Origin of the sequence: Luteolibacter sp. Populi (genome assembly GCF_040801775.1) — a bacterium.
In the GTDB taxonomy this organism is placed as follows: Bacteria; Verrucomicrobiota; Verrucomicrobiia; order Verrucomicrobiales; family Akkermansiaceae; genus Haloferula.
Genome location: NZ_CP161812.1, coordinates 3,397,338 through 3,417,142, shown reverse-complemented (window position 1 = coordinate 3,417,142; position 19,805 = coordinate 3,397,338). Strand labels below are relative to the sequence as shown.

Sequence of the window (19,805 nt, the reverse complement as noted above, 5' to 3'; positions counted from 1 at the left end):
GCATTCCTGAATTCTTCTAGCTAACGCTTCCGTTTCGAATTCTTCGAACTCCCGCAATGGTTTACCATTGCGGGAGTTTTCGTTTGAACGGGGAGCGATCCGTGACAATAAGACATCCAGCAAACGCGACCCAATGAATCAACCGTCCCAACAGTCGGAAGCCAATCTCCATGCCATTGATTACTGGCAGGTCATCAAGAACCGCTACGGCGTGATCCTGCTGACCTTCCTGCTCGTGTTCATGACCGCCCTTGTCATCACCTACGTGATGCCGAAGAAGTACGAGAGCAAGGCGGTCGTACAGGTCAATCCGAAAGGCTTGGGGGGCATTGACATCCCCGGCCTGTCCGATAACCGCAGGGCGATCGACGTGGGCCAGAACTTCTACGCGACCGAGTTCGAGGTAATCCGTTCCCAGAAGACCCTCGACAACGCCATCGAGAGCCTCGATCTGGTCAACCGGTGGAATTCCGATCCGGAAGGGGTGCGCCGCACCCTCCACAGCATCGTCGATGCCCAGAACATCCGCGGCACCTCGTTGATCGAGATCCGGGTGCGCTACAGCGATCCCAAGGATGCCCAAGCGATTGCCAAGGCGGTTTCGGAAGCCTACCGTGAACGCCGCACCAAGATCCAGGTGGACAGTGCGAGCCAAGCCCTGATCCAACTCGACAAGGCGGTGACCGACCAGGAAGACTTGGTGGAAGACAAGCGGAAATTCCTCTCCTCGATCATCCGTACCGGCAAGATCATTTACGAACAAGGCAACCGCGGTGCCGGCGGATTCGGTCCGGAAGAAGATGCGACGGACGCAGCGCGCAATTACACCAAGCTGGAGCAGGAGAAGATCCAGTTGGAGAGCCAGATCGAGACCCTGCTGAAATATGACGGGCCGCAATTGATGAACTACGCGTCCAGCTTGGACCTGCCGGACAACATCATCCCCAGCCTGCTGCCGCAGTATCAGACGGCACGCCGCGAGTTTGAGGGAATGAAGAGCCAAGGGCTGGGCTCGCGCCATCCCAATATGATTTCCCAAGCCAAGGTCCTCTCCGGGATGGAGCAGGATCTCAGCGAAGCCAGCGCGAACCTGCGCGAAGCTCTCAAGGCGAAGCTCGAATTGGCAAAGGAGCAGCTCATCCGCTTCGAGGCCCGCATGAACTTGAAAAAGGAAGATGCGGTCAAGGGCGGCCTGGAGACGCAGGCTTACCTCGACGCGAAGAACGACTTCGAAACCGCGCAGGATCTGCTCAAGGGTCTCAGGCTCAAACAGATTCAAGACCAGATGAACACCAAGGTCTTGGAGGAGCCGATCATCATCCATGAGGAGCCGTCCCTGTCGCAGGTGCCGGTGAGCCCGAACGTGACCCTGAACCTCGCGCTCGGTGCCGTGGTCGGTCTGATCTTCGGCGTCGGCGTCGCCTTCTTCCTCGAATACCTCGATACCTCCGTGAAGACGCTCGAGGACGTCGAGCGCTACCTGCAAGTGCCGGTGCTTGCCGTGATCCCGAAGGACGTCGGAGTGCTCTACAAGCAGAGCGGAATGAGTCCGGATGCCGAGGCTTACCGGATCCTGCGCACCAACATCGAGTTCAACCGCAAGAACCCGGAAGACAACGCCATCACCGTCGTCTCAGGCGGTGCCGGCGAGGGCAAGTCCACGACTCTCGTGAACCTCGCTTACATCTGCGCGCAGGGCGGCTACACCACCCTGATGATCGACGCCGACTTGCGCCGCCCGCGTCTCCACACTTTCTTCGACATCAACAACTCCGTCGGTCTCACCAACTACCTGACCACCGAGCTGATGTTGGAAGACGTGATCCTCCAGACCCCGGTGGACAACCTCTACTTCATGCCCTCCGGCATTCTGCCTGCGGACGCCGCCGGCATCCTGAATTCCCGCCGCATGTCCGAGCTCATCCAGGACGTGAAGCAGCGCTTCGACCTTGTGCTGGTGGACTCCCCGCCGATCCTCGGCGTGAGCGATGCCTCGGTGCTGGCCAGCGAAGTGGACCTGACCATGATCGTCGTGCAGCACCGCAAGCTGCCGCGCAACATGTTGATGCGCGTGAAGCAAGCGGTCGAAAACGTCGGCGGCCATGTCATCGGCGTGGTGCTCAACAACGTGGATGTCCGCAGCGACAGCCAGTATCAGTACTACACCAGCTACTACACGTATTACGCGCCGGCCGAATCCCAGCCGATTCCCTCCAGCGGTGCCACCGTTTCCAATCCCACTCCGGTCCAGCCGCGCGCCAGTCGCCCGGCCAAGCCGGCCGACAAGCAAGACCTATATTGACACGCCATTTCACTTGAACAATCTGTTCCCATGAAACGACTCCTAGTTCTACTCGCCTGCCTTGCAGGCCTTGTCCAAGGGCTCTCCGCCCAGACCGCCATCCGCGCTGGCCAAGCGATCGAGATCCGCATCGGCGGTGTCCCGGCCACCGAGGTGGCGATGGTCAACAACACCTACCCGGTGTCGGATGATGGGAGCATTCGCATGCCTCTGATCGGCACTGTCCGGGCCGCCGGCTTGAGCCCCCAGACCTTGGCGGCAAATATCGAGAGCGCCTACCGTTCCGCGGATATCTACACCCACCCCACCATCCAGGTGCTGGCTTCGTCCGATGAACAGCTTGCCAAGCTGGAGGTCACCGTCGGTGGTCAGGTGAGGAGTCCGGGCCCGGTCCCGTTCACCCGCGGCCTGACGCTCTACAATGCCGTGCAAGCGGCCAAAGGAGCCTCGGAATTCGGAGCCATGAACCGCGTCGCGCTGATCCGCGGCGGTCAACGCAAGGAATACAATCTGAAGTCCACCAAGTTCATGAACATCCCTCTCGAAGCGGGTGACACGATCGAGGTGCCCCAGAAGAACTTCCTCGGCAACTGATCTCCCGCGCCATGCCCGCGCGCCGCAGCACGATTTGCCTTGTTGCCGGGATTGCCCTCTGGGTGGTCCCGGCGACTGCGTTTTGCCAAGGTGCGAAGGTCCGCGAATGGGTGGGGCTCCTGGCTAGCGAGAACTTCCGGGAACGGGAGGAAGCCCAGCTTCAGCTCACCACATGGGCGCGATCCGAGCCAAGCCGGGCACTGGAACTGCTTTTCAGCGAATACGAGGCCACCGCCGAGCCCGAGGCCAAGCTCCGGCTGCGTGAGCCGCTCCGCGAACTGGTCGTGGCGGATCATCAAAAGAATCACGGCCGGGGATTCGTGGGCGTCGGCATGCGCGAGCTGCTGAATGTCGCGATTCCCGGCGACAAGCTGGCCCGCACCGGGGTGCTGGTCACCGAGGTCAAGGAGAAGAGCCCGGCCGATCGTGCAGGATTGAAGTTGGGCGATGTGATCGTCTCGCTTGAAGGCCTGCGCTGGGTCGGTCCCGGCGCGCCCGAGGCCTTTTCCACGGTGGTCAAGAGGTGCAAACCCGGCGAAAAGGTCAAACTGGAGATCCTCCGCAACGGCGAACTGACGAAGGTCACCGTGCAACTTGAAGCGAGACCGCTTGGCATGTCTGACGTGACGCCGCGGATGCTCTGGGAGAACGGAATGTTCGTTGCCCCGCCGGACCCCGTGGAGGGCGAGGAAAAGGCCCGCGAGGAGGTCCTCCGGACTTGGTTGGAAGAAAAGCGCGCCTCCCGGAAGCTGCCCTGAGGAGGAAAGTCTTAAGTAACAAGCGCCCGGCGAGCCCGGGATACTGCCCGCTCCGGGGAAGATGAAGGTTCGGTGAATCTTCCGCATTATCCTCCCACACTTCCTCCGGTAAGCCGTTTCGGCTTTCCCTACGGGTTTAAAAAATCGACAATTCCGACCGGCGTGCGACGTTAGCAGAATTGTTGACGCCCCGGTTTTTCCCATCCATGAAATTCTCACGCATCCGCAGCGCCGCCTTGTCGGTAGGTCTCACGGTCTCGTCCCTTACCGCCTGCGCGCAGCAAGCGGCGGACTTTGACGAGGTGGGACGCCAGATGGCGATCATGCTCCAGAACAGCCACTTCGCCCATCTGCAGTTCAACCAGATGAGCCAGTTGTTTCTGGATGACTTCCTCCGTGACCTTGATTCCGGGAAGGTTTATTTCACCCAGGAGGACATTGACCGCTTCAACCGCCAGTACGGCGGGGAGCTCGCCCAGATGCTGATGAAGCAGCAGAGCATGGCAGCGGCGGCCGACATCTACGGCACCTTCAAGACCCGGGTCGAGGCGCGCGTCGCCGAGGCCAAGCGGATGCTGGCCGCGAACGAATTCGATTTCACCAAGACCGAGTCGATCCAGCGCAGCCGTAAGGACGCCGCCTGGCCGAAGGATGAGGCAGAGGCCATGGCCGTGTGGCGCCAGCAGATTAAGGAAGCGGTGCTTTCCGAGACCCTCCGCCGCGACATGATCGCGCAGATGGCGGCCAAGCAGGGCAAGGATAACCCGCTCAAGAACGACAAGGACCCCAAGGAGAAGATCGCCCTCCGCTACGAGCGCTTCCTCCACAGCGTGGTCAAGGACGTCGATGACGAGGACATGGCCGCCATGTTCCTCAGCGCGGTCGCGCGCTCCTTCGATCCCCACACCGACTACATGAGCACCCGCGAGATGGATCGCTTCCGCGACGGGATGAAGAACGAACTCGTCGGGATCGGGGCCCTGCTGCAGGGCGAGGAAGACGGGGCCACCAAGATCATGGGCATTGTCGTCGGCGGTCCCGCCGACAAACAGGGAACCCTCAAGCTCAACGACCGCGTCGTGGCAGTCGATCCGGATGGCGACGGCCCGCGCGAGATCGTCGATATCATGTTCATGAAGATCGACAAGGTGGTCGATCTGATCCGCGGCGAGGAAGACACGCCCGTGCGCCTGAAGGCCGAGCCGGCCGGCGGTGCGCCGGGTGAGACGGTCCTGATCAATATCGTCCGCGCCAAGGTCGCCCTGAAGGACGAGCAAGCGAGTGCCGAGATCATCGACATGAAGGCACCGACGGGCGAAGCGACCCGCCTCGGGATCATCACGCTGCCTTCCTTCTATGCTGATTTCGACGAGGGCAAGGTCCGCTGCTCGGTGGACGTCGAGCGCTTGCTCGAGCGCCTGAAGACCGAGAAGATCGACGGCCTGCTGCTCGACCTCCGCAACAACGGCGGCGGCGCGCTCGAGGAGGTCCGCCGCATGACCGGCTTCTTCACCCAGCGCGGCCCGGTGGTCCAGGTAAAGAGCATCTTCGGCGAGGTCCAGGTGAAGGAGTCCGACAAGCAGGAACCGATTTACAATGGCCCGATGATCGTCCTGACCGATAAGAGCAGCGCCTCCGCCAGCGAGATTCTGGCCGGCGCCTTGCAGGACTCGAACCGTGCGGTGATCGTCGGCGAATCCTCCACCTTCGGCAAGGGCACGGTCCAGCAGCCGATGGACATCGGTCGCATGTTGCCCTTCTTCAAGGCCCGCAACAAGGCAGGCACCCTGAAGGTCACGATCCAGAAGTTCTACCGGCCCTCCGGATCCTCCACCCAGAAAATGGGTGTGATCCCGGACGTGGTCCTGCCGAGCCTGACCGATGCGCTGGAGGTGGGCGAGGCCTTCCTCGACCACCCGCTGGCGCACGACATGATCCGCCGCGCGCCCGACTTCACTTCGCTCAAGAAGGAAGATCTGTTTCTGCCCCGCCTGAAGGAGTTGAGCACTGAACGGGTCGCCGCTTCCAAGGACTTTGCCTACGTGATCGAAGACGTCACCAAGGCCAAGGCCCGCATCCGCGAGAACAGCATTTCGCTCAACCTCGCCGACCGGAAGAAGGAGCTCGACGAGATCGACAAGCAACAGCAGCAGCGGAATGCCGAGCGCCGCGAGCGCTTCGGCCTCACGCAAAAGAAGGATCAAGGTGAGCTGACCTTCTACAAGCTGACCTTGGATGACGTGGAGAAGGGTGCCGATATTGTGAAGTTCGACCCCTCCGCTGAAAACGAAGGCTACATGCGCAAGGCCAAGGATGCGACGGCTGAGCTCGACGACACCCCGTCTTGGCCCAGCGCGCTGGACCCGCACAAGCGGGAAGGCGTGAAGATCCTCGGTGATCTGGTGGACACCACCCGCAAGGCCCGCATCGCCGGATTGATCAGCCGCTGATGGCGGAACTTGCCGAACGTCTCGCCGCCATCCGTGAACGCATCGCCGCTGCCTGCGCAGCGGCGGGCCGCAGCGGGGCGGAGGTGGAATTGCTTGCGGTCTCGAAGACGTTTCCGATGGAAGCCGTCGCGGAGGCATGCGAGGCCGGCCAGCGTGTTTTCGGTGAAAGCCGCCAGCAGGAAGCCGCGCCCAAGATTGCGGGGCTCCCCAGGGACCTCGAATGGCACTTCATCGGTAGCCTGCAACGCAACAAGGTGCGCAAGGTGCTCGCGGATTTCGCCTGCATCCACAGCGTCGATTCCCTGCGCTTGGCGGAATCTCTGGACCGCGTGGCCGGTGAGGAGGGCAAACGCCCGCCGGTGTATCTGGAGGTCAATATTGCCGGGGAGGAGAGCAAAGGCGGCTTCTCACCCGCCGGGCTGATCGTCGCAGCGGAGCAGCTTCCGCGCTTGGCGAATCTTGAAATCCGCGGGCTGATGGCGATTCCGCCGGAAGGCGAGTCCCGCCGCTGGTTCGCCGCCACCCGCGAGTTGCGTGATCGCCTTCAAGCCGCGTCCGGTCTCCCGCTGCCCGGCTTGAGCATGGGCATGAGCGGTGATTTCGAGGACGCGATCGCCGAGGGTGCGACCATCGTGCGGGTCGGGTCCGCTCTTTTCGGGCATCGCGACTATACCTTATGAGACGACTTGAGCACACGGCGGTCATCGGCCAGGAACTCGCCCTGCGCTTTGCGGAGGGCGAAGAGGTCTATCTGCCCTTGGATCTACTGAGGCGTGCCTGTCCTTGCGCCGCCTGCCAAGGGGAGCCGGATGCGCTCGGCAGGGTACTGCGCCCGGTCCAGCAGATCGGTCCGCGGGGCTTCGAGTTGCTCCGCTACGAAGCGGTCGGCGGTTATGCCCTCCAGCTCTTCTGGGCGGACGGGCACTCCACCGGCATCTACACCTTCGACTATTTGCTGAAGCTCGCGCTCTTACCCTGAGAAAGGCGATGGATCCCTATGCGCCGCCAGCCAGTGCTCCGGCTCCCGATGAGCAAAGGGGAGCACTGCGGGAAATCGTTGTCGGCTGGGAAATGCTCCGGCTCCTGTACAATCTCATCCTCTTGGTACCCGGGCTGGCCGTGATCGCCGTCTGGGTGACGAAGCAGCAGATGCCCCTTTTCCCGGCGCTGATCTTCGCTGCCATGATGGCGACAGGCGCGAACGCCTGCTTCCTGCTCGGGCCGCTCGCCGAACTCTATCTCCGCGGTCTCTTCCGCCGGGGTGAAGGTCTCGGCCGCGGGCGCTGGCTGATGTTCTGGGCAGGCGTGGTCCTGTCCCTGGGTGTATTCCTGTTAGTCTTCCTGATGGGATTGCCGGCCTGGGCGACTCCGGACCAGACCTGACTGCGATCAAGCCGTGACCGCGCCGCGATCGTCGTTGAGCCCGCTCTTCTCCAGGAAGTAATCGTAGCCGCCGGTGTAGCGGGTGACCACGCCGTTGTTGATGTGGAGCGTGGTCTCCGCGAGATTGCGGATGAAGTGGACGTCGTGGGAGATGAAGACCAGCGTGCCTTCGTAGCCCTTCAGCGCGTTCACCAGCGAGTCGATCGAGAGGATGTCGAGGTGGGTCGTCGGCTCGTCCATCAATAGCAGGTTCGGCGGATCGACGAGGAACTTCACGAGGTTGAGCCGCGATTTCTCACCGCCGGAGAGCACGCCGCAGCGCTTCTCCACATCGGTGCGGCGGAAGAGGAAGGAGCCCAGGATCGCGCGGGCATCTTCCTCGCGCAGGGTGGTGCAACTCGCCAGGACCTCTTCGAGCACGGTGTTGTCCTCGTTGAGCGTCTCGGAGCGGTGCTGTGAGTAGTAGCCCAGCTTGGTCGCGTAGCCGACCTCGCGCTTGCCGCCATTGATCGGCAGCAGGCCGGCCAGGATTTTGATCAGTGTCGATTTACCTGCACCGTTCGGTCCGACCAGGACGATCTTGTCCCCCCGCTCGATGGTGAGGTCGAGGTCCTTGTAGATCTGTTTGTCGCCGTAAGCTTGGCCGACCTTCTGCAGGTCGATGACCTTCTGGTTCGAGCGCGGCGGCTGCGGGAAGGCGAACTTGAAGGGCTTGCGGGGCGCACGCGGCTTCTCGATCCGCTCCATTTTATCCAGGAACTTGATCCGCGACTGCACCTGTGCCGCCTTCGATCCCACCTGCCGGAAGCGGTCGATGAATTCCTGATGGCCTTCGATCTCCTTGTTTTGATTGCGATAGGCTTGGACCTTTTGCTCGTAGCGCGCCTCGCGCTGCTCGAGGTAGCTGGAGTAGTTGCCGGTGTAGGAGATGAATTCCTGCATGTCGGGATCGATCTCCACCACGTTCTCCACGATCGCGTCCATGAAGTCGCGATCGTGCGAAATCATCAGGATCGCGCCCGGGTAATTCGTCAGGTAGCGCTGGAACCACAGCAGCGAGAGCAGGTCGAGGTGGTTGGTCGGCTCGTCCAGCATTAGCAGGTCGGGCTCCTGGACCAGCAGGCGCGCGAGATAAGCGCGCATGATCCAGCCGCCGGAAAATTCGCGCGCGGTGCGGTGGAAGTCCGCCTCCTTGTAGCCCAGCCCGGCCAGGATTTTCTTGGCCTTCGGCTCCAGTTGGTAGCCGTTGAGATGGTTGAATTGGTCCTGGGCGTGCGCGTACTCCGGGTCGCCCGTCGTGTCCTTGGCCTCGTGCTCGCGCATCGCGCGCAGGTAGCCGACCATTTCGGGGGTGATGCCCATTGCAATCTCCAGCACCGTTTCGTCACCGGGATCGCCGGATTCCTGCGCCAGGTAGCCGGTGATCGCGTAGTCGTCGCGCTCGATTGTGCCTGTATCCAGCTCCTCCTCACCGAGGATCATGCGGAAGAGCGTCGACTTGCCGGCACCGTTCGGGCCGACCAAGGCGATACGCTCGCCCCAGTTGATCGACATCTCCGCCTCGCGGAACAGGGTTCGGCCGCCGAGCGTCTTGGTCAGCTTGTGGATCGTGAGCACGCGGCGGATGTAGGCGAGCAGGCGCTCCGGGGCAAGCGCAAGGCGCGGAGCTTACTGGAAGGCGTCGGTGAGCATGTAGTCGAGCCAAGCCTTGTTCAGCTCCTCTGCCGACGCGAAGCCGATCGCCTTGGCGAAGGCGGCACCGTCCGGACTCTCCTTGGAAGAGGAGGCCTCCTGAAGCATTTTCGAGAAGCTCTTCTGCCGGGCCGGGTCCGTGCGAATGAATTGCATTAGCCCGAGGCCCATCCCGAGGTCGCGGGGGTTGGCCTCGCTGGCCTCCCCTTCGAGGAAGGACTTGATATCCGGCGTGGCTCCCGCTTTTAGGAGTTTCTTGGTAGCACCTGCCCAATTCCGGCCGTTTTTGAAGCCTTCCACCTCCGATCCGCCGCCGAAGGAGACTTCGGTCTCGATCCGCCCGCAGATCAACTGTTCGCGATGGAAGGCGAGGCAAAATGCCACCATGGAAAGCGATTGGCCATCGGTGCGGGTGGCGTTGCCCACCCAGTGGTTCAAGATGTCGCTGGAGAGGAAATGGATCCGCTGGGGCCAGGTCTTCTTGTTGTGTTGGTAGCCTTTGCCGTCCATCCGGAACGCCCTGCCCCGGGTCGCGATCTTGGCCTCATCCGCGAATTTCTTGTCGAAGCGCCAGCCGGAAATGGTGGAGCGGGTCATGTTGAAAATCGGCGAGACCGACGAGCTCGCCTCGGCGTGCTTCTCGTGCCACGAAGCGAAAACCGCGTGCTCCTTCTCGTCATTGAAAATGAGAAGCGCCATCTTGAGGCCGCCCTTGTAGGCCTCCGCCAAATCCGGGAAATCCGCGGCCAAATCCACCCATAGCCGTTCCGCCACTTCGGCATAAACGCTCAAGGTCGCAGGCCGGATCTTGGGCGTTCCGGCGATGATGTAATGATCGGTCTCAAGCGTTGAAGTGTAGTTCAGGATGTCGAGCTTGAGTCCGCCTGCCCGCGCTTGAAAGGTTGTGGGATCGATGGGAGCGTCATTGAAGCGCCCGCCCGTTCCGGCAGTTGCCGGTGCGCCGCCGGCATTGGCATCAGCGGGAACGGGGGCAGCGCTTTCGAGATGCTTGAGATCGTCGGGACTGAGCGTTTTCTTGGGGATGGCGATCTCCTTGCCGTCGCCGCGCTTTACCCAGACCGTGGCCTCGTCCTGCCTGAGGAAGGCGCCTTCGAGTTTCCGTCCCTTTGTATCCGTCCAAGTCCGGGCTTCCTGGGCCGAGGCGGCCAGAGTAAGGGCGGCGAAGATGGCGAACCCGGCAAAGAGGGGGAGATTCATCGCGCGCATGATGCATGTTTCAACCCCGGCGGCAATCGGCGAGTTGTGGCTTTCCCCGCGGATTCTGCCGTTGTAGGGGTCAGGCGGAATGATCGACCGCAGGCGCTTTTTTTACTCGTTGTTCGCGGCCTGCGGGGGCTGCGCGTTTTCCGGGCCCGCCGGGGAAGGGTGGTCATCCGCCGCACTACGCCGCGCGGATGCCGTGGCGAAACGGCATGGCGCGCAGGGCTGGGGCGCGTGGCAGGGACAGCGGCGGGTCCTCGCATGGAATCCGGATGCGCGGGGTCCCTCGCTGAGCTTGAGCAAGGTGCTGGCGGCACTGGCCGCGACCAGGGCAATGGGAGAGGGCTGGTTGGCGGATGACGAACGGGTTTCCGCGACGATCCCCGAATGGCGGGGAGACTTCCGCAAGTCACGCATCACCGTCCTGATGCTGCTGCAGCAGACAGCAGGACTCGAGGCAGGGGTCGCCGCACTCTACCGGAATCCTTCCGACAAGGGCCGTGCGGCGGTCGCGTTACCGGCGGTCGATGAACCGGGCGCGCTCTTCCGCTATGGCCCCGCTTGCTGGGAAGTGCTCGCGGAGCTGCTCCAGCGCAAGCTTGTGGCCCGTGGCGAGACCTTGGAGAAGTTCATCCATCGCGCGGTGATGCGGCCGATCGGCTTGAGCAGCCCGGATTGGCGCGCGGACAAGAAAGGGCGATTCTTCCTTTCGACCGGCGCGGAGATGAGTGTGGAGGAGTTGGGGCGGCTCGGGAAAACCTTGGGCAGCCTATTGCGCGGGGAGGGCACCGATGGCTTCGACGCGAGGATTCTCGCCCGCATGACCCGGACTTCCGCGGCCAATCCGATGTTCGGTGGCGGGATCTGGCGGAACACGAATGCCCGCAAAGCCGGGGCCTTTCCCATCGAGGTGGAAGACGCGCTTGATCCGCCGCGTGGCAGCGGCTTCTGGGCGGGGGCTTGTTTCTCGCGCCGCCAGCCCGCGGACATGGTCGCCCTCGTCGGCTCCTCAGGCCGCCGGGTCTTCATTTGGCCCGCGGAGAACAAGGTGGTGTCGAGATTGGGCAGGGCCTCCTCCTGGAGGGACGGGGCTTTCCTAGATGCGCTGTCTTGAGGCACAGCCCGCCCTCACTTTTTCACCGCGATGATCAGATTCGCGTCGCCGGGGCGGATGTGGTAGCCGGAACCGAAGGGGATCGACGGCCCGCCGCCGATGGCATCGTAGGCCGCGCGCAGATCGGGCTGGCCGTGCTTGGCGAAGAGTTCGATAGGTGCCTCATAGTCCCCGAAGAGCCGGACGTCCCATTTGCTGGCATCATAGTAGCGGTAGGGAATGCCGGAGTCGTCCTGGACCACGCCACGGCAGTTCGACAGCACCCACTCTCGGATCCCGGAAAAGCCGGAGTCGTGCATCAGGTAGGAGGCCGCCTTGAAGTAGGCGACGCTGCCGCCGTAGGACGAAAGCCAGCCGCGGTAGGAGCTGTTGAAGCCGCCGTTCGAGAGATCGCCCGAGACATAGATCGCGCGTCGTGAACCGCCGCCGGGGAGGCGGAACTGGATATCCACTCCGGAACGACCCGCCGCGCTCAGCGGCTGCACATTTTCAACCGTGGCGTCCATCAGCGCCAAACTCGCCAGCAGGATCGGCGTGACGCCGGGCAAGGGGCCGCCCGACAGGTCGTTCTTCATGTCCTTGGTGATGAAGTAGCCGGTCTTGAGCTGGGCATCCATGGCCGCGTTCAGGCGGCCTAGGGCGCCCAGCACCGCGCCGGGATCGGCATTTTCAAGATAGGGCAGGCCGCCGGCCGGCTCCAGGCCCAGCAGCACGTAGTTCGAGGCCTGGGGGAAGAGCGCGGTGGCGTGCAGCAGGTCCGGTCCGCCGAAGGGATAGAGCAGCACCCGCGGATCGCCGATCACCGGCCGGACATTGGCGGCGGCCCAATCGCGCTGGCGGGCGGTGCGCTTCGAAGCGAAGACGCGCCACTTCATCGCCATGTCCGCGGCGTGGTCCTGATAGTTTCCCGTCTGCTGCATCTGCGAGAGCGCCGCGCCGTGGCGCACCGGTCGTCCGGCCAGGAAGCGCGCGATGTCGTCGGCGGTGGCTTGGCCCTCGACCGGCGCGAAAGCCTCGGGCCCGGGAGCGAGCGTTTGCGTTTGGCCGCGCGGTGGCTTGGGAGGCCCGCAGGAGGCCATGGCGAATACGAGCGGCAGGAGGAGAAGTCGTTTCATTTTCGAATCAGTTTCAGCGGGAACCAGATCACCGCGAAGAATACCGCCACGCCCGCGCCGGCGAGCGTGGTCGTGGGATGCTTGACGGCGGAATACACGATGACGAATCCCGCCATCGTCAGGAAAAGCAAGGGCGGAAGCGGATAAAGGGGCACCTTGACCGGTCGCGGCAGCTCGGGCGAGCGGACCCGCAGCACCATGCAGCCGGCCACGACCATCGAAGTGCAGAGGGTCAGGCCGATCTGGGTAACTTCCATCAAGTCGCGCAGACCGGCGGCGAAAACCAAGATCAGTGCGACCGTGGTCTGGAAGAGCAGGGCCAGATGCGGGACATCGCGGCGCGGCGCGAAGAACGACAGTGAGCGCATGCCGCGGCCCATCGCCCCCAGCACCCGCGGGCCCGCCCAGAGCAGGGCACTGGCCGAGGCGAAGAGGCCGACGGCGAAAAGCCCGGACACCATCCGCGCGGCCTCCGCGCCGAAGAGGGAGGTGGAGGCGATGTGACCCACCGCTTCCTGGCCCCTGAGAGCTGCCACCGGTGCCGCATGCAGGAAGGAAGCGTTCAAGCTCACGTACAAAACAGCCACCAGCACCGTGCCCCAGAGCAGGGCGCGCGGCACCGTGCGCTGCGGTTCGTTCCATTCTTCCAGCCCGTACACGGCGGCATTCCAGCCGGTGTAGGAGTAGGTCACGTAGAGCAGAGCCACTGCAAAGGCCGGTTGGATCACCGCGGCGGCGTCCGTCTTCAGATCGAGCGTCCAGCGGATGTCGCCCTTACCCGGGAGCAACCATGCTGCGGCGATGAAAGTGAGGATCAGCACCAGCTTCAAGCTGGTGGCCGCCACCTGAACCCGGGCGCTGGTGCGGGTGCTCACCGCGTGTGCCGCCGTGCCGAGCAGGATGACCAGGGCCGCTGCGTGCTGCACCGAAATGCCGCCCCACGCCTTGTGAAGGTATTCGCCGAAGGCCAGCGCCGTGATCGCGGTCGGTGCCGCAAAACCGGCGAAGGCCGACAGCATGCCCGCCATGAAGCCGAGGCTCGGATGATAAATCGTCCGCAGGAAATGATACTCGCCACCGGACTTTGGCAACAGCGCCGCCACCTCGGCATAGCAGAAAGCCCCGCATAGCGCGAGAAGCCCGCCAAGGGTCCACAGGAAGAGGATCTGGGGAGCGGAATCCAGATCGATCAATTGAAAACCCAGCGAGGTGAAGACACCAACGCCAACCATGCTCGCCACCACCAGGGCGGTGGCGGCGAAGGCTCCGGCATGGGCTGGCTTCAACACGGTCTAACACATCCGCGAAATTCCGGTCCCGGGCAAATGCCGATTTGATGGCGTTGTCTTTTCAATCCATTCACCAATTAGTGTTCATGTGAACAATTTCAGTTGCGCTCCCTCCGCATTCCTCCGACCATCCGCGCATGGATCCGCACCGCGGCCGGGGGGCTCAGCAGAATCCGGTGAACCGCTTCGACCTGCTCCATTGCCAGACGGATGAGGACGCCTGGATCGACGATGATCCGCGCCCCCTGCGCACGACTTTCCTGCGCGACGACTCGCAGACGGTGCTTAATTCGAACGATTCGGAAGACCTTCGCTTCGAATACAGCGTGAATCCTTACCGCGGTTGCGAGCACGGCTGCTCCTACTGCTATGCCCGGACCTATCACGAATACCTCGGCTACTCCGCGGGGCTCGACTTCGAATCGAAGATCATCGTGAAGGCGGACGCACCGAGGCTCCTGGAAAAGGCGCTGGCCAAGCCATCCTACAAGCCGGCGATGATCGCGATGAGCGGGATCACCGATTGCTACCAGCCGGTGGAGCGGAAGCTGGAGATCACCCGCGGCTGCCTGGAGGTGATGGCCCGCTTCCGGCAGCCGGTGGGACTGATCACGAAGAATGCCCTGGTGGCGCGGGATGTGGATTACTTGGGGGAATTGGCGCGGCATCGCGCAGCCTGCGTGTTTCTGTCGGTCACCTCGCTCGACCCGAAGCTGGCCCGGATTCTCGAACCGCGTGCTTCCTCACCGCGGGCGCGGCTTGATGCGATCCGCGCCCTCGCCGATGCCGGGATACCGGTGGGAGTGAGCGCGGCACCGATGATCCCGGCGCTGAATGATAGCGAGTTGCCCGCGATCCTGGAGGCGGTGAAGGAGGCCGGGGGAAGCTTTGCGTTCTATACGACGGTGAGATTGCCGGGGGCGGTGGCGGAGGTGTTTTCCGCGTGGCTCGACCGCCATTTCCCGGAGCGGAAGGAGAAGATCCTCGGGCGGATCCGCGCCTCGCACGGTGGGAAGTTGAATAGCAGCGTGCCCGGCGAGCGGATGCGCGGGCAGGGCGAGCCGGCGGGGCAGTTGCGGGCGCTGTTCCATGCGAGCTGCCGGCGGCTCGGCCTGGCGACCCGGGCACCGGAACTGAGCACGGCGGCCTTTCGAAAGGTGATGGCAGGGCAGGGGGAGCTGTTTTAAGGCGGGAGCAGCGCTTTCCTCGCTTCTGCCACCAGTACGGCATCGGCGATTCTGCGCTCGTATTCGCCAAGCACCGCGACCGCTCCCATTGGGATCTCGGGCCGCCGGAATTGCATCGGACTCTCGCAGATGCTGCGGGCGGATAGGTGGACCTGATCCACGCCCGTCTCCGCGATGATTTCAACGATCTGGTCAGCCTTGATTCCTCCCCCGGGAAGAATTCCGATCCGGCCTGCCGCTTGGGTCATCAGGGCAGCGATCGTGCCGAGGCCTTCCATGACGGTGGGTGCACCGCCGCTGGTGAGGATGCGCGCGAAACCCAGCCCCACCAGGGTCTCCAGGGCTTCCGGTAAGTCCTTGCAGACGTCGAAGGCGCGGTGAAAGACGGCGGGCATCCCGCCACAGGCTTCCAGCAGGGTTTCCGTGGCCGCGAGATCCAGCGAGCCGTCCGGCAAGAGGCAGCCGAAGACCACCGCATCCGCGCCCAATTCGCCGGCCAGTTCGATGTCCGCGCACATCGCGGCGAGTTCCTCCGGGCGATAGACGAAGTCGCCACCGCGGGGCCGGATCATCATCGCGATCTCGCCGGGAAAAATCGCGCGGGCTTGGGAAAGGAAGCCGGCGCTGGGCGTCAGGCCGCCCTCGGCGAGGGCAGCGCAGAGCTCGATGCGGTCGGCCCCGCCCTCCGCGCAGGCGATCACGGAATCGAGCGAATCCACGCAGATTTCCAAAGTCATGCAGCGAACTTGCGGACCACGCGGTAGGGCGACGAGTGAAATTCGCTTCGCCGTCCGCTGCCGCCGGGCTTGGATGACAGCAATGACTCCCGAGCGGCTCGAACTGCAGTTGCGCGATGGCACGCCGGTGGTGGCGCGCCCCTTGACTCCGGCGGATCGGGCCTACGTGGCGGAGGGCTACCGCTTGCTTTCGCCGGAGGCGCGCTACCAGCGCTTCTGGGTCCGCGATGGTGAAGTCATCGGTGACTCGATGCTCGACCGTTTGTTGGCGGGGCAATTGCCGGAGCACGCGATCTGGACGCTTTTCGATCCAAGCCGCGAGGGCTTTCCGGGTCTCGGCGCGGCGAGCTTCTGGCGCTCGAAGGAGAATCCGGGCGACGCGGAAATTTCGGTCACCGTACTGGATCGCGATCAGGGGCGCGGCGTCGCGACGCTCCTGCTCTCGGTGCTGTGGCTGGTCGCCTACCGTTGTGGGATCGGAACCTTCACGGGTTACGCGATGCCCGAGAACGCTCCGGCGCTGCGGTGGATGCGCGATACCGGCGCGCAGGGGGAGTGGGATGGCTACAACGCCGTTTTCCGTTGGAACCTGGGGGATCTTGAGACGATTCCCGGGACGCCGGCGGGAGTGGATTTGGCCGGGCGCCTGGCGGAATTGGCACCGCGCTTCCTCTAAGAGCAGGCAGGGGCGGACGTCGGTTTGCTCTGGGGCGCCGCCATCCGCCGGACCGCTCGGAGAGCGATCCCTGCCTAAGACGAGCTGACGCCCTTCTCGCCGAGGATCGGCTTCGGGTTGGGGAGCTTGTGGCGGCGCAGGCCGAATTGGCGCACGGCGTGGCGCTGGAGGTGGGCCATGGCGTCGGCAATGTCATCCGTGAAGAATACAAGATCAGGGTCGTCGTGACTGATCATCCCGGCCTCGGCCATGTGGTAGATGAAATCCATCAGGGGCTGCCAGTAGTCTTTGCCCATCAGCACGATCGGGAAATTACGGATCTTCCCGGTCTGGATCAGGGTCATGGTCTCGAACATTTCGTCCAAGGTCCCGGCCCCGCCCGGCAGGACCACGAAGGCGTAGGAGTATTTGATCAGGATGGTCTTGCGCGTGAAGAAGTAGCGCATGGTCACCGAGCGGTCCACGTAGGGATTGAGGTGCTGCTCGAAGGGCAATTCGATGTTGATCCCGATCGAGCGGCCGCCGGCCTCGTGCGCCCCGCGGTTGGCCGCCTCCATGATCCCCGGCCCGCCGCCGGTCATCACCGTGAAGCCGAGTTCGGCGATCGCGGCACCGACCTGGCGAGCCATTTCGTAGTAGGTGGTGCCGGGCTGGATTCGCGCCGACCCGAAGACCGTGACGGCCGGACCGACGAAGTGGAGGGTCCGGAAAGCCCGCAGGAAATCCACCCCGACGCGGAAAATCGTCCCCACGTCATGCAGTCGCGAGCGCGGCCCGGCGAGGAAGCCGCGGTCCGGGTTTTGCAATTCGAAGCGCTCCTCCTCGCGGATTGCCTCTTCACTGATCTGATGCTGTTCAGTGGGTTGTGGGAGATCCGGGCAATCGGGCGGGGTCATGGTCCCGGTTCTCTAACATGGCAGGCGGACCTGCGCCACGGGGAATCGGGCAGGGTTCCGTGGGTCCGGCAGGTGCCGGGAGCTCCGAAAGCTTTTGCCCGCCGGAAACTTCGGTGCCACTTTCCGCGCGCAAAGCATGCTTCCGCAAAAACGGATCGAGGCAAGGGATGGAGAGGACGGGCGCGGAGGCTTGCGGGTCCGCGTGATCGGTGGTGGGGCCGCGCCGCCGCCCGCTTGGCGCGAGGAGGCCGACGGCGGGATCGAAATCGGCTTGCGGATCGGCCAAGGGAGTTCCCGGCCCGGGGCCAGCGAGGTGGCGGATGAAGATCCGGTCCGGCTGGGAACGGAAGAAGCGGTGCCACCGGTGAAAGCCCGCGATATGAACGAGGTGGGGCCCGCCGGGCCGCTCCCGCCAAGTCGCCGCGAGAAGCGCCGCAACCTGAAGTTTTGGACGCTGGGAATGGCCGTGGGCTCCTGCGTGCTCGCCGTGGTGGCGGTTATTGCCCACCTGGCCACGAGAAATGCCACGGCCACCGCCGCGGCCACCCTGGATACGGTGCCGGAGGCTCCGCAGGATCGGCATGTGGAGGAGTTGAACTACCTGCTCAGCCATACCGGAACCCTTTTCCCCGCTGCGATGGAAGTCTTGGACAAATACGCAGCGGCTACTTCCACCGCCGAAGTTCTACCGCTGCTCCGGAACCCGGATAAAATACGCGACAAGCTTGAGAAGAAGTGGCGCCCGTGGAGGACCAAACCGATCTATGCGGTGGGACAGGAGATCGGGCAGTTTGTCGATTCCGAGAGCGCTTGGCCGTCCTTGGTCCTGAAGGGCCAAAACGGCGATTTCGAGGCCTTTGAAATCCGAGTCGTGCGGGTGGACGGCGGTTTGAAGATCGATTGGGAGGCGAGCCAAGGCTTGGGCGATGTCAGCGTCGCGGAGCTACAGGCTGGTGCCAAGGCGGATAAGGTCATCGTGCGCGCCAAGATCAGCCCGGCCCAATTTTTCACACCGGAATTCCCGGAGTCCGCCTACCGGTCCTACCAATTGACGGATCTTTCGGGCTACGATTTCGTGTGGGCCTTTGTGCCGCAGGAGTCCGCGGAGGCGTCCTTTTTGCAGAGCGTGTTGTCTGAAAACTCGCGATTTCTCCCCGTGGACAAGGCATCGGCAATCACCCTGAAGCTGACGGGGCCGCCGGCGGGTGGCCAGAAGGCATTTCTGATCACGGAGATTCTTCACAAAGGCTGGGTCAGTCCCTAGCAAGAAGCCGTGAGCGAAATTCCCGGAGCATGGTTCCACTGTCGCCATTGCGGCGCGCTGTTCAAGGCCGCCGATGCGGACAAGCGCGGCGATTGCCCGGCCTGCGGGCATGATCCGGTGACGGGCGGGGAAGGCGCCCCCGATGACGGTTCACCCGAGGCTGTGCGGGTAAGGCGGAAAGTGCGCAGGCCGGGAGCAAGTCGCCAACACCAACACCAATCGCGCCACCGTAGCCGCGAGGGAAAAAAGAAGGCCCGGATGCTGATGTTCTTGGTGGCCGGGTGGGTGATTCTGGTCGGGATTGGCGCGGTACTGCTCAAGCGCAAGTGGCCGGACGTGCCCCCCGCGCCTTCCGCGGACTACGTGGAAAAGGACGTGGGGCTTTCCAAGGATGACCAGCAGTTCCTTGAGGATCATTCCGAAGCCTGCGCGGACTGCATGTCCGGGTTCCTCTCGACCTCCGACGTGGCGGCCAGATCCCGCCACGTGTTGCGGGCGGAGCAGACGGTCGCACGCATGGCCCGCTATTACAGTCAGAACCCGGAAGTTCCCGCAGGCACCCAGCTTGAGCTGGTGATGCGGAACCTCATCCACACTCCTGCGGGACCAGCCGTCGAAATGATGTGGAAGAAGGGCGAAGGGGACTTCCTTGAATCGGTATTCTTCCAAGAAAACGGAGAATGGAAGCTGGATTGGGAGGCTTACGTGCGTGCCGGCTCCGAGTCCTGGGGCCTCTTCCTGATTGGAACCGAGGCCGGGGAGGGCGAGTTCCGCGTCTTGGCGCGCGAGCGTCTCGGGGCGGAGGGGCAGAGTGGCGCAAGCATCGGCCTGGTGCTCTCGTTCCCGCGGCCCGGTCATCCAGGGGAGGTGGTCTCGTCTTCTCCGGAAATCCGGGTGACTCGAGCGACGGCCTTGGGGCGGGCGATTGAGGAGGCCTTTGCGGCGCGCGCTGAAAATCGGGGCGCCTTCGGCAGCAAGATGTCCACCTTCGACCCTGCGGGGATGGTCCGGCTGCGTGTTCGAGTCAAGCGGTCCGGGGAGGAGGAGCGGTCTTTCGAGATCGAGGAACTGCTTGCCCCGCATTGGCTGGAACTACCGGGCATGCCGGTGAAGGCGGGCGAGTAGCC

General features: G+C 63.6%; 18 protein-coding genes. 12 read left to right on the top strand and 6 right to left on the bottom strand.

Annotated elements, in window-relative coordinates; all coding sequences use genetic code 11:
- The first annotated feature begins 133 nt into the window (after positions 1-133).
- The 7 genes from ABWK72_RS13850 (at position 134) to ABWK72_RS13820 (ending at position 7,487) form a co-directional block, all read left to right on the top strand.
- Complete coding sequence (locus ABWK72_RS13850) at positions 134-2,302, top strand: GumC family protein (protein ID WP_367870163.1); 2,169 nt, start codon at positions 134-136, stop codon at positions 2,300-2,302.
- Between the two features lie 30 nt (positions 2,303-2,332).
- Entirely contained in the window at positions 2,333-2,896 is a 564-nt protein-coding gene (locus ABWK72_RS13845; RefSeq protein WP_367870162.1) for a polysaccharide biosynthesis/export family protein, read from the top strand.
- A gap of 11 nt (positions 2,897-2,907) precedes the next feature.
- A complete protein-coding gene (locus tag ABWK72_RS13840; RefSeq protein ID WP_367870161.1) occupies positions 2,908-3,654 on the top strand; it encodes a S1C family serine protease in 747 nt (248 codons plus the stop codon).
- A 206-nt stretch (positions 3,655-3,860) separates the two neighbouring features.
- On the top strand, positions 3,861-6,104 hold the full coding sequence (locus ABWK72_RS13835; protein WP_367870160.1) for a carboxy terminal-processing peptidase: 2,244 nt from the start codon (positions 3,861-3,863) through the stop codon (positions 6,102-6,104).
- Positions 6,104-6,784 carry a YggS family pyridoxal phosphate-dependent enzyme gene (locus ABWK72_RS13830; RefSeq protein ID WP_367870159.1) on the top strand — a complete coding sequence of 227 codons (681 nt, stop codon included), beginning with the start codon at positions 6,104-6,106 and terminating at the stop codon, positions 6,782-6,784. The genes ABWK72_RS13835 and ABWK72_RS13830 overlap by 1 nt, the downstream gene beginning before the upstream one ends.
- Positions 6,781-7,083: a gamma-butyrobetaine hydroxylase-like domain-containing protein gene (locus ABWK72_RS13825; RefSeq protein WP_367870158.1), complete on the top strand. Its 303-nt coding sequence runs from the start codon at positions 6,781-6,783 to the stop codon at positions 7,081-7,083. The genes ABWK72_RS13830 and ABWK72_RS13825 overlap by 4 nt, the downstream gene beginning before the upstream one ends.
- A 92-nt stretch (positions 7,084-7,175) precedes the next feature.
- Complete coding sequence (locus ABWK72_RS13820) at positions 7,176-7,487, top strand: hypothetical protein (RefSeq protein WP_367870157.1); 312 nt, start codon at positions 7,176-7,178, stop codon at positions 7,485-7,487.
- A 6-nt stretch (positions 7,488-7,493) separates the two neighbouring features.
- On the opposite strand, the gene ABWK72_RS13815 is transcribed toward ABWK72_RS13820, so the two are convergent.
- Both ABWK72_RS13815 and ABWK72_RS13810 read right to left on the bottom strand, forming a co-directional pair.
- The gene (locus ABWK72_RS13815) at positions 7,494-9,104 is read right to left on the bottom strand and encodes an ABC-F family ATP-binding cassette domain-containing protein (RefSeq protein ID WP_367870156.1); all 1,611 of its coding nucleotides are present in this window, start codon (positions 9,102-9,104) and stop codon (positions 7,494-7,496) included.
- A 51-nt stretch (positions 9,105-9,155) separates the two neighbouring features.
- Positions 9,156-10,397, bottom strand: coding sequence for an SHD1 domain-containing protein (locus tag ABWK72_RS13810; protein WP_367870155.1), 1,242 nt, complete (start codon positions 10,395-10,397; stop codon positions 9,156-9,158).
- Between the two features lie 202 nt (positions 10,398-10,599).
- Between ABWK72_RS13810 and ABWK72_RS13805 the strand changes: the two genes are divergently transcribed.
- Positions 10,600-11,514 (top strand): serine hydrolase domain-containing protein, encoded by a 915-nt coding sequence (locus ABWK72_RS13805; RefSeq protein WP_367870154.1) that lies wholly within the window; start codon positions 10,600-10,602, stop codon positions 11,512-11,514.
- A gap of 14 nt (positions 11,515-11,528) precedes the next feature.
- Here ABWK72_RS13805 and ABWK72_RS13800 read toward each other — a convergent pair whose 3' ends face one another.
- Both ABWK72_RS13800 and ABWK72_RS13795 read right to left on the bottom strand, forming a co-directional pair.
- Positions 11,529-12,629, bottom strand: coding sequence for a hypothetical protein (locus ABWK72_RS13800; RefSeq protein WP_367870153.1), 1,101 nt, complete (start codon positions 12,627-12,629; stop codon positions 11,529-11,531).
- On the bottom strand, positions 12,626-13,918 hold the full coding sequence (locus ABWK72_RS13795; protein WP_367870152.1) for an amino acid permease: 1,293 nt from the start codon (positions 13,916-13,918) through the stop codon (positions 12,626-12,628). Before ABWK72_RS13795 ends, ABWK72_RS13800 begins: the two co-directional genes overlap by 4 nt.
- Positions 13,919-14,055: 137 nt before the next feature.
- Here ABWK72_RS13795 and ABWK72_RS13790 point away from each other — a divergent pair, with 137 nt between their 5' ends.
- A complete protein-coding gene (locus ABWK72_RS13790; protein WP_367870151.1) occupies positions 14,056-15,105 on the top strand; it encodes a PA0069 family radical SAM protein in 1,050 nt (349 codons plus the stop codon).
- Here ABWK72_RS13790 and ABWK72_RS13785 read toward each other — a convergent pair.
- Positions 15,102-15,842, bottom strand: a complete 741-nt coding sequence (locus ABWK72_RS13785; RefSeq protein ID WP_367870150.1) for a copper homeostasis protein CutC — start codon at positions 15,840-15,842, stop codon at positions 15,102-15,104. The two genes, ABWK72_RS13790 and ABWK72_RS13785, sit on opposite strands and share 4 nt — an antisense overlap.
- Before the next feature lie 82 nt (positions 15,843-15,924).
- Here ABWK72_RS13785 and ABWK72_RS13780 point away from each other — a divergent pair, with 82 nt between their 5' ends.
- Entirely contained in the window at positions 15,925-16,518 is a 594-nt protein-coding gene (locus tag ABWK72_RS13780) for a GNAT family N-acetyltransferase (RefSeq protein ID WP_367870149.1), read from the top strand.
- Between the two features lie 74 nt (positions 16,519-16,592).
- On the opposite strand, the gene ABWK72_RS13775 is transcribed toward ABWK72_RS13780, so the two are convergent.
- Positions 16,593-17,414: a TIGR00730 family Rossman fold protein gene (locus ABWK72_RS13775; protein ID WP_367870148.1), complete on the bottom strand. Its 822-nt coding sequence runs from the start codon at positions 17,412-17,414 to the stop codon at positions 16,593-16,595.
- A gap of 136 nt (positions 17,415-17,550) precedes the next feature.
- Here ABWK72_RS13775 and ABWK72_RS13770 point away from each other — a divergent pair, with 136 nt between their 5' ends.
- Together ABWK72_RS13770 and ABWK72_RS13765 are read left to right on the top strand one after the other, a co-directional pair.
- Entirely contained in the window at positions 17,551-18,678 is a 1,128-nt protein-coding gene (locus ABWK72_RS13770; protein ID WP_367870147.1) for a hypothetical protein, read from the top strand.
- 9 nt (positions 18,679-18,687) lie between these two features.
- On the top strand, positions 18,688-19,803 hold the full coding sequence (locus ABWK72_RS13765; RefSeq protein ID WP_367870146.1) for a hypothetical protein: 1,116 nt from the start codon (positions 18,688-18,690) through the stop codon (positions 19,801-19,803).
- Positions 19,804-19,805: the final 2 nt, after the last annotated feature.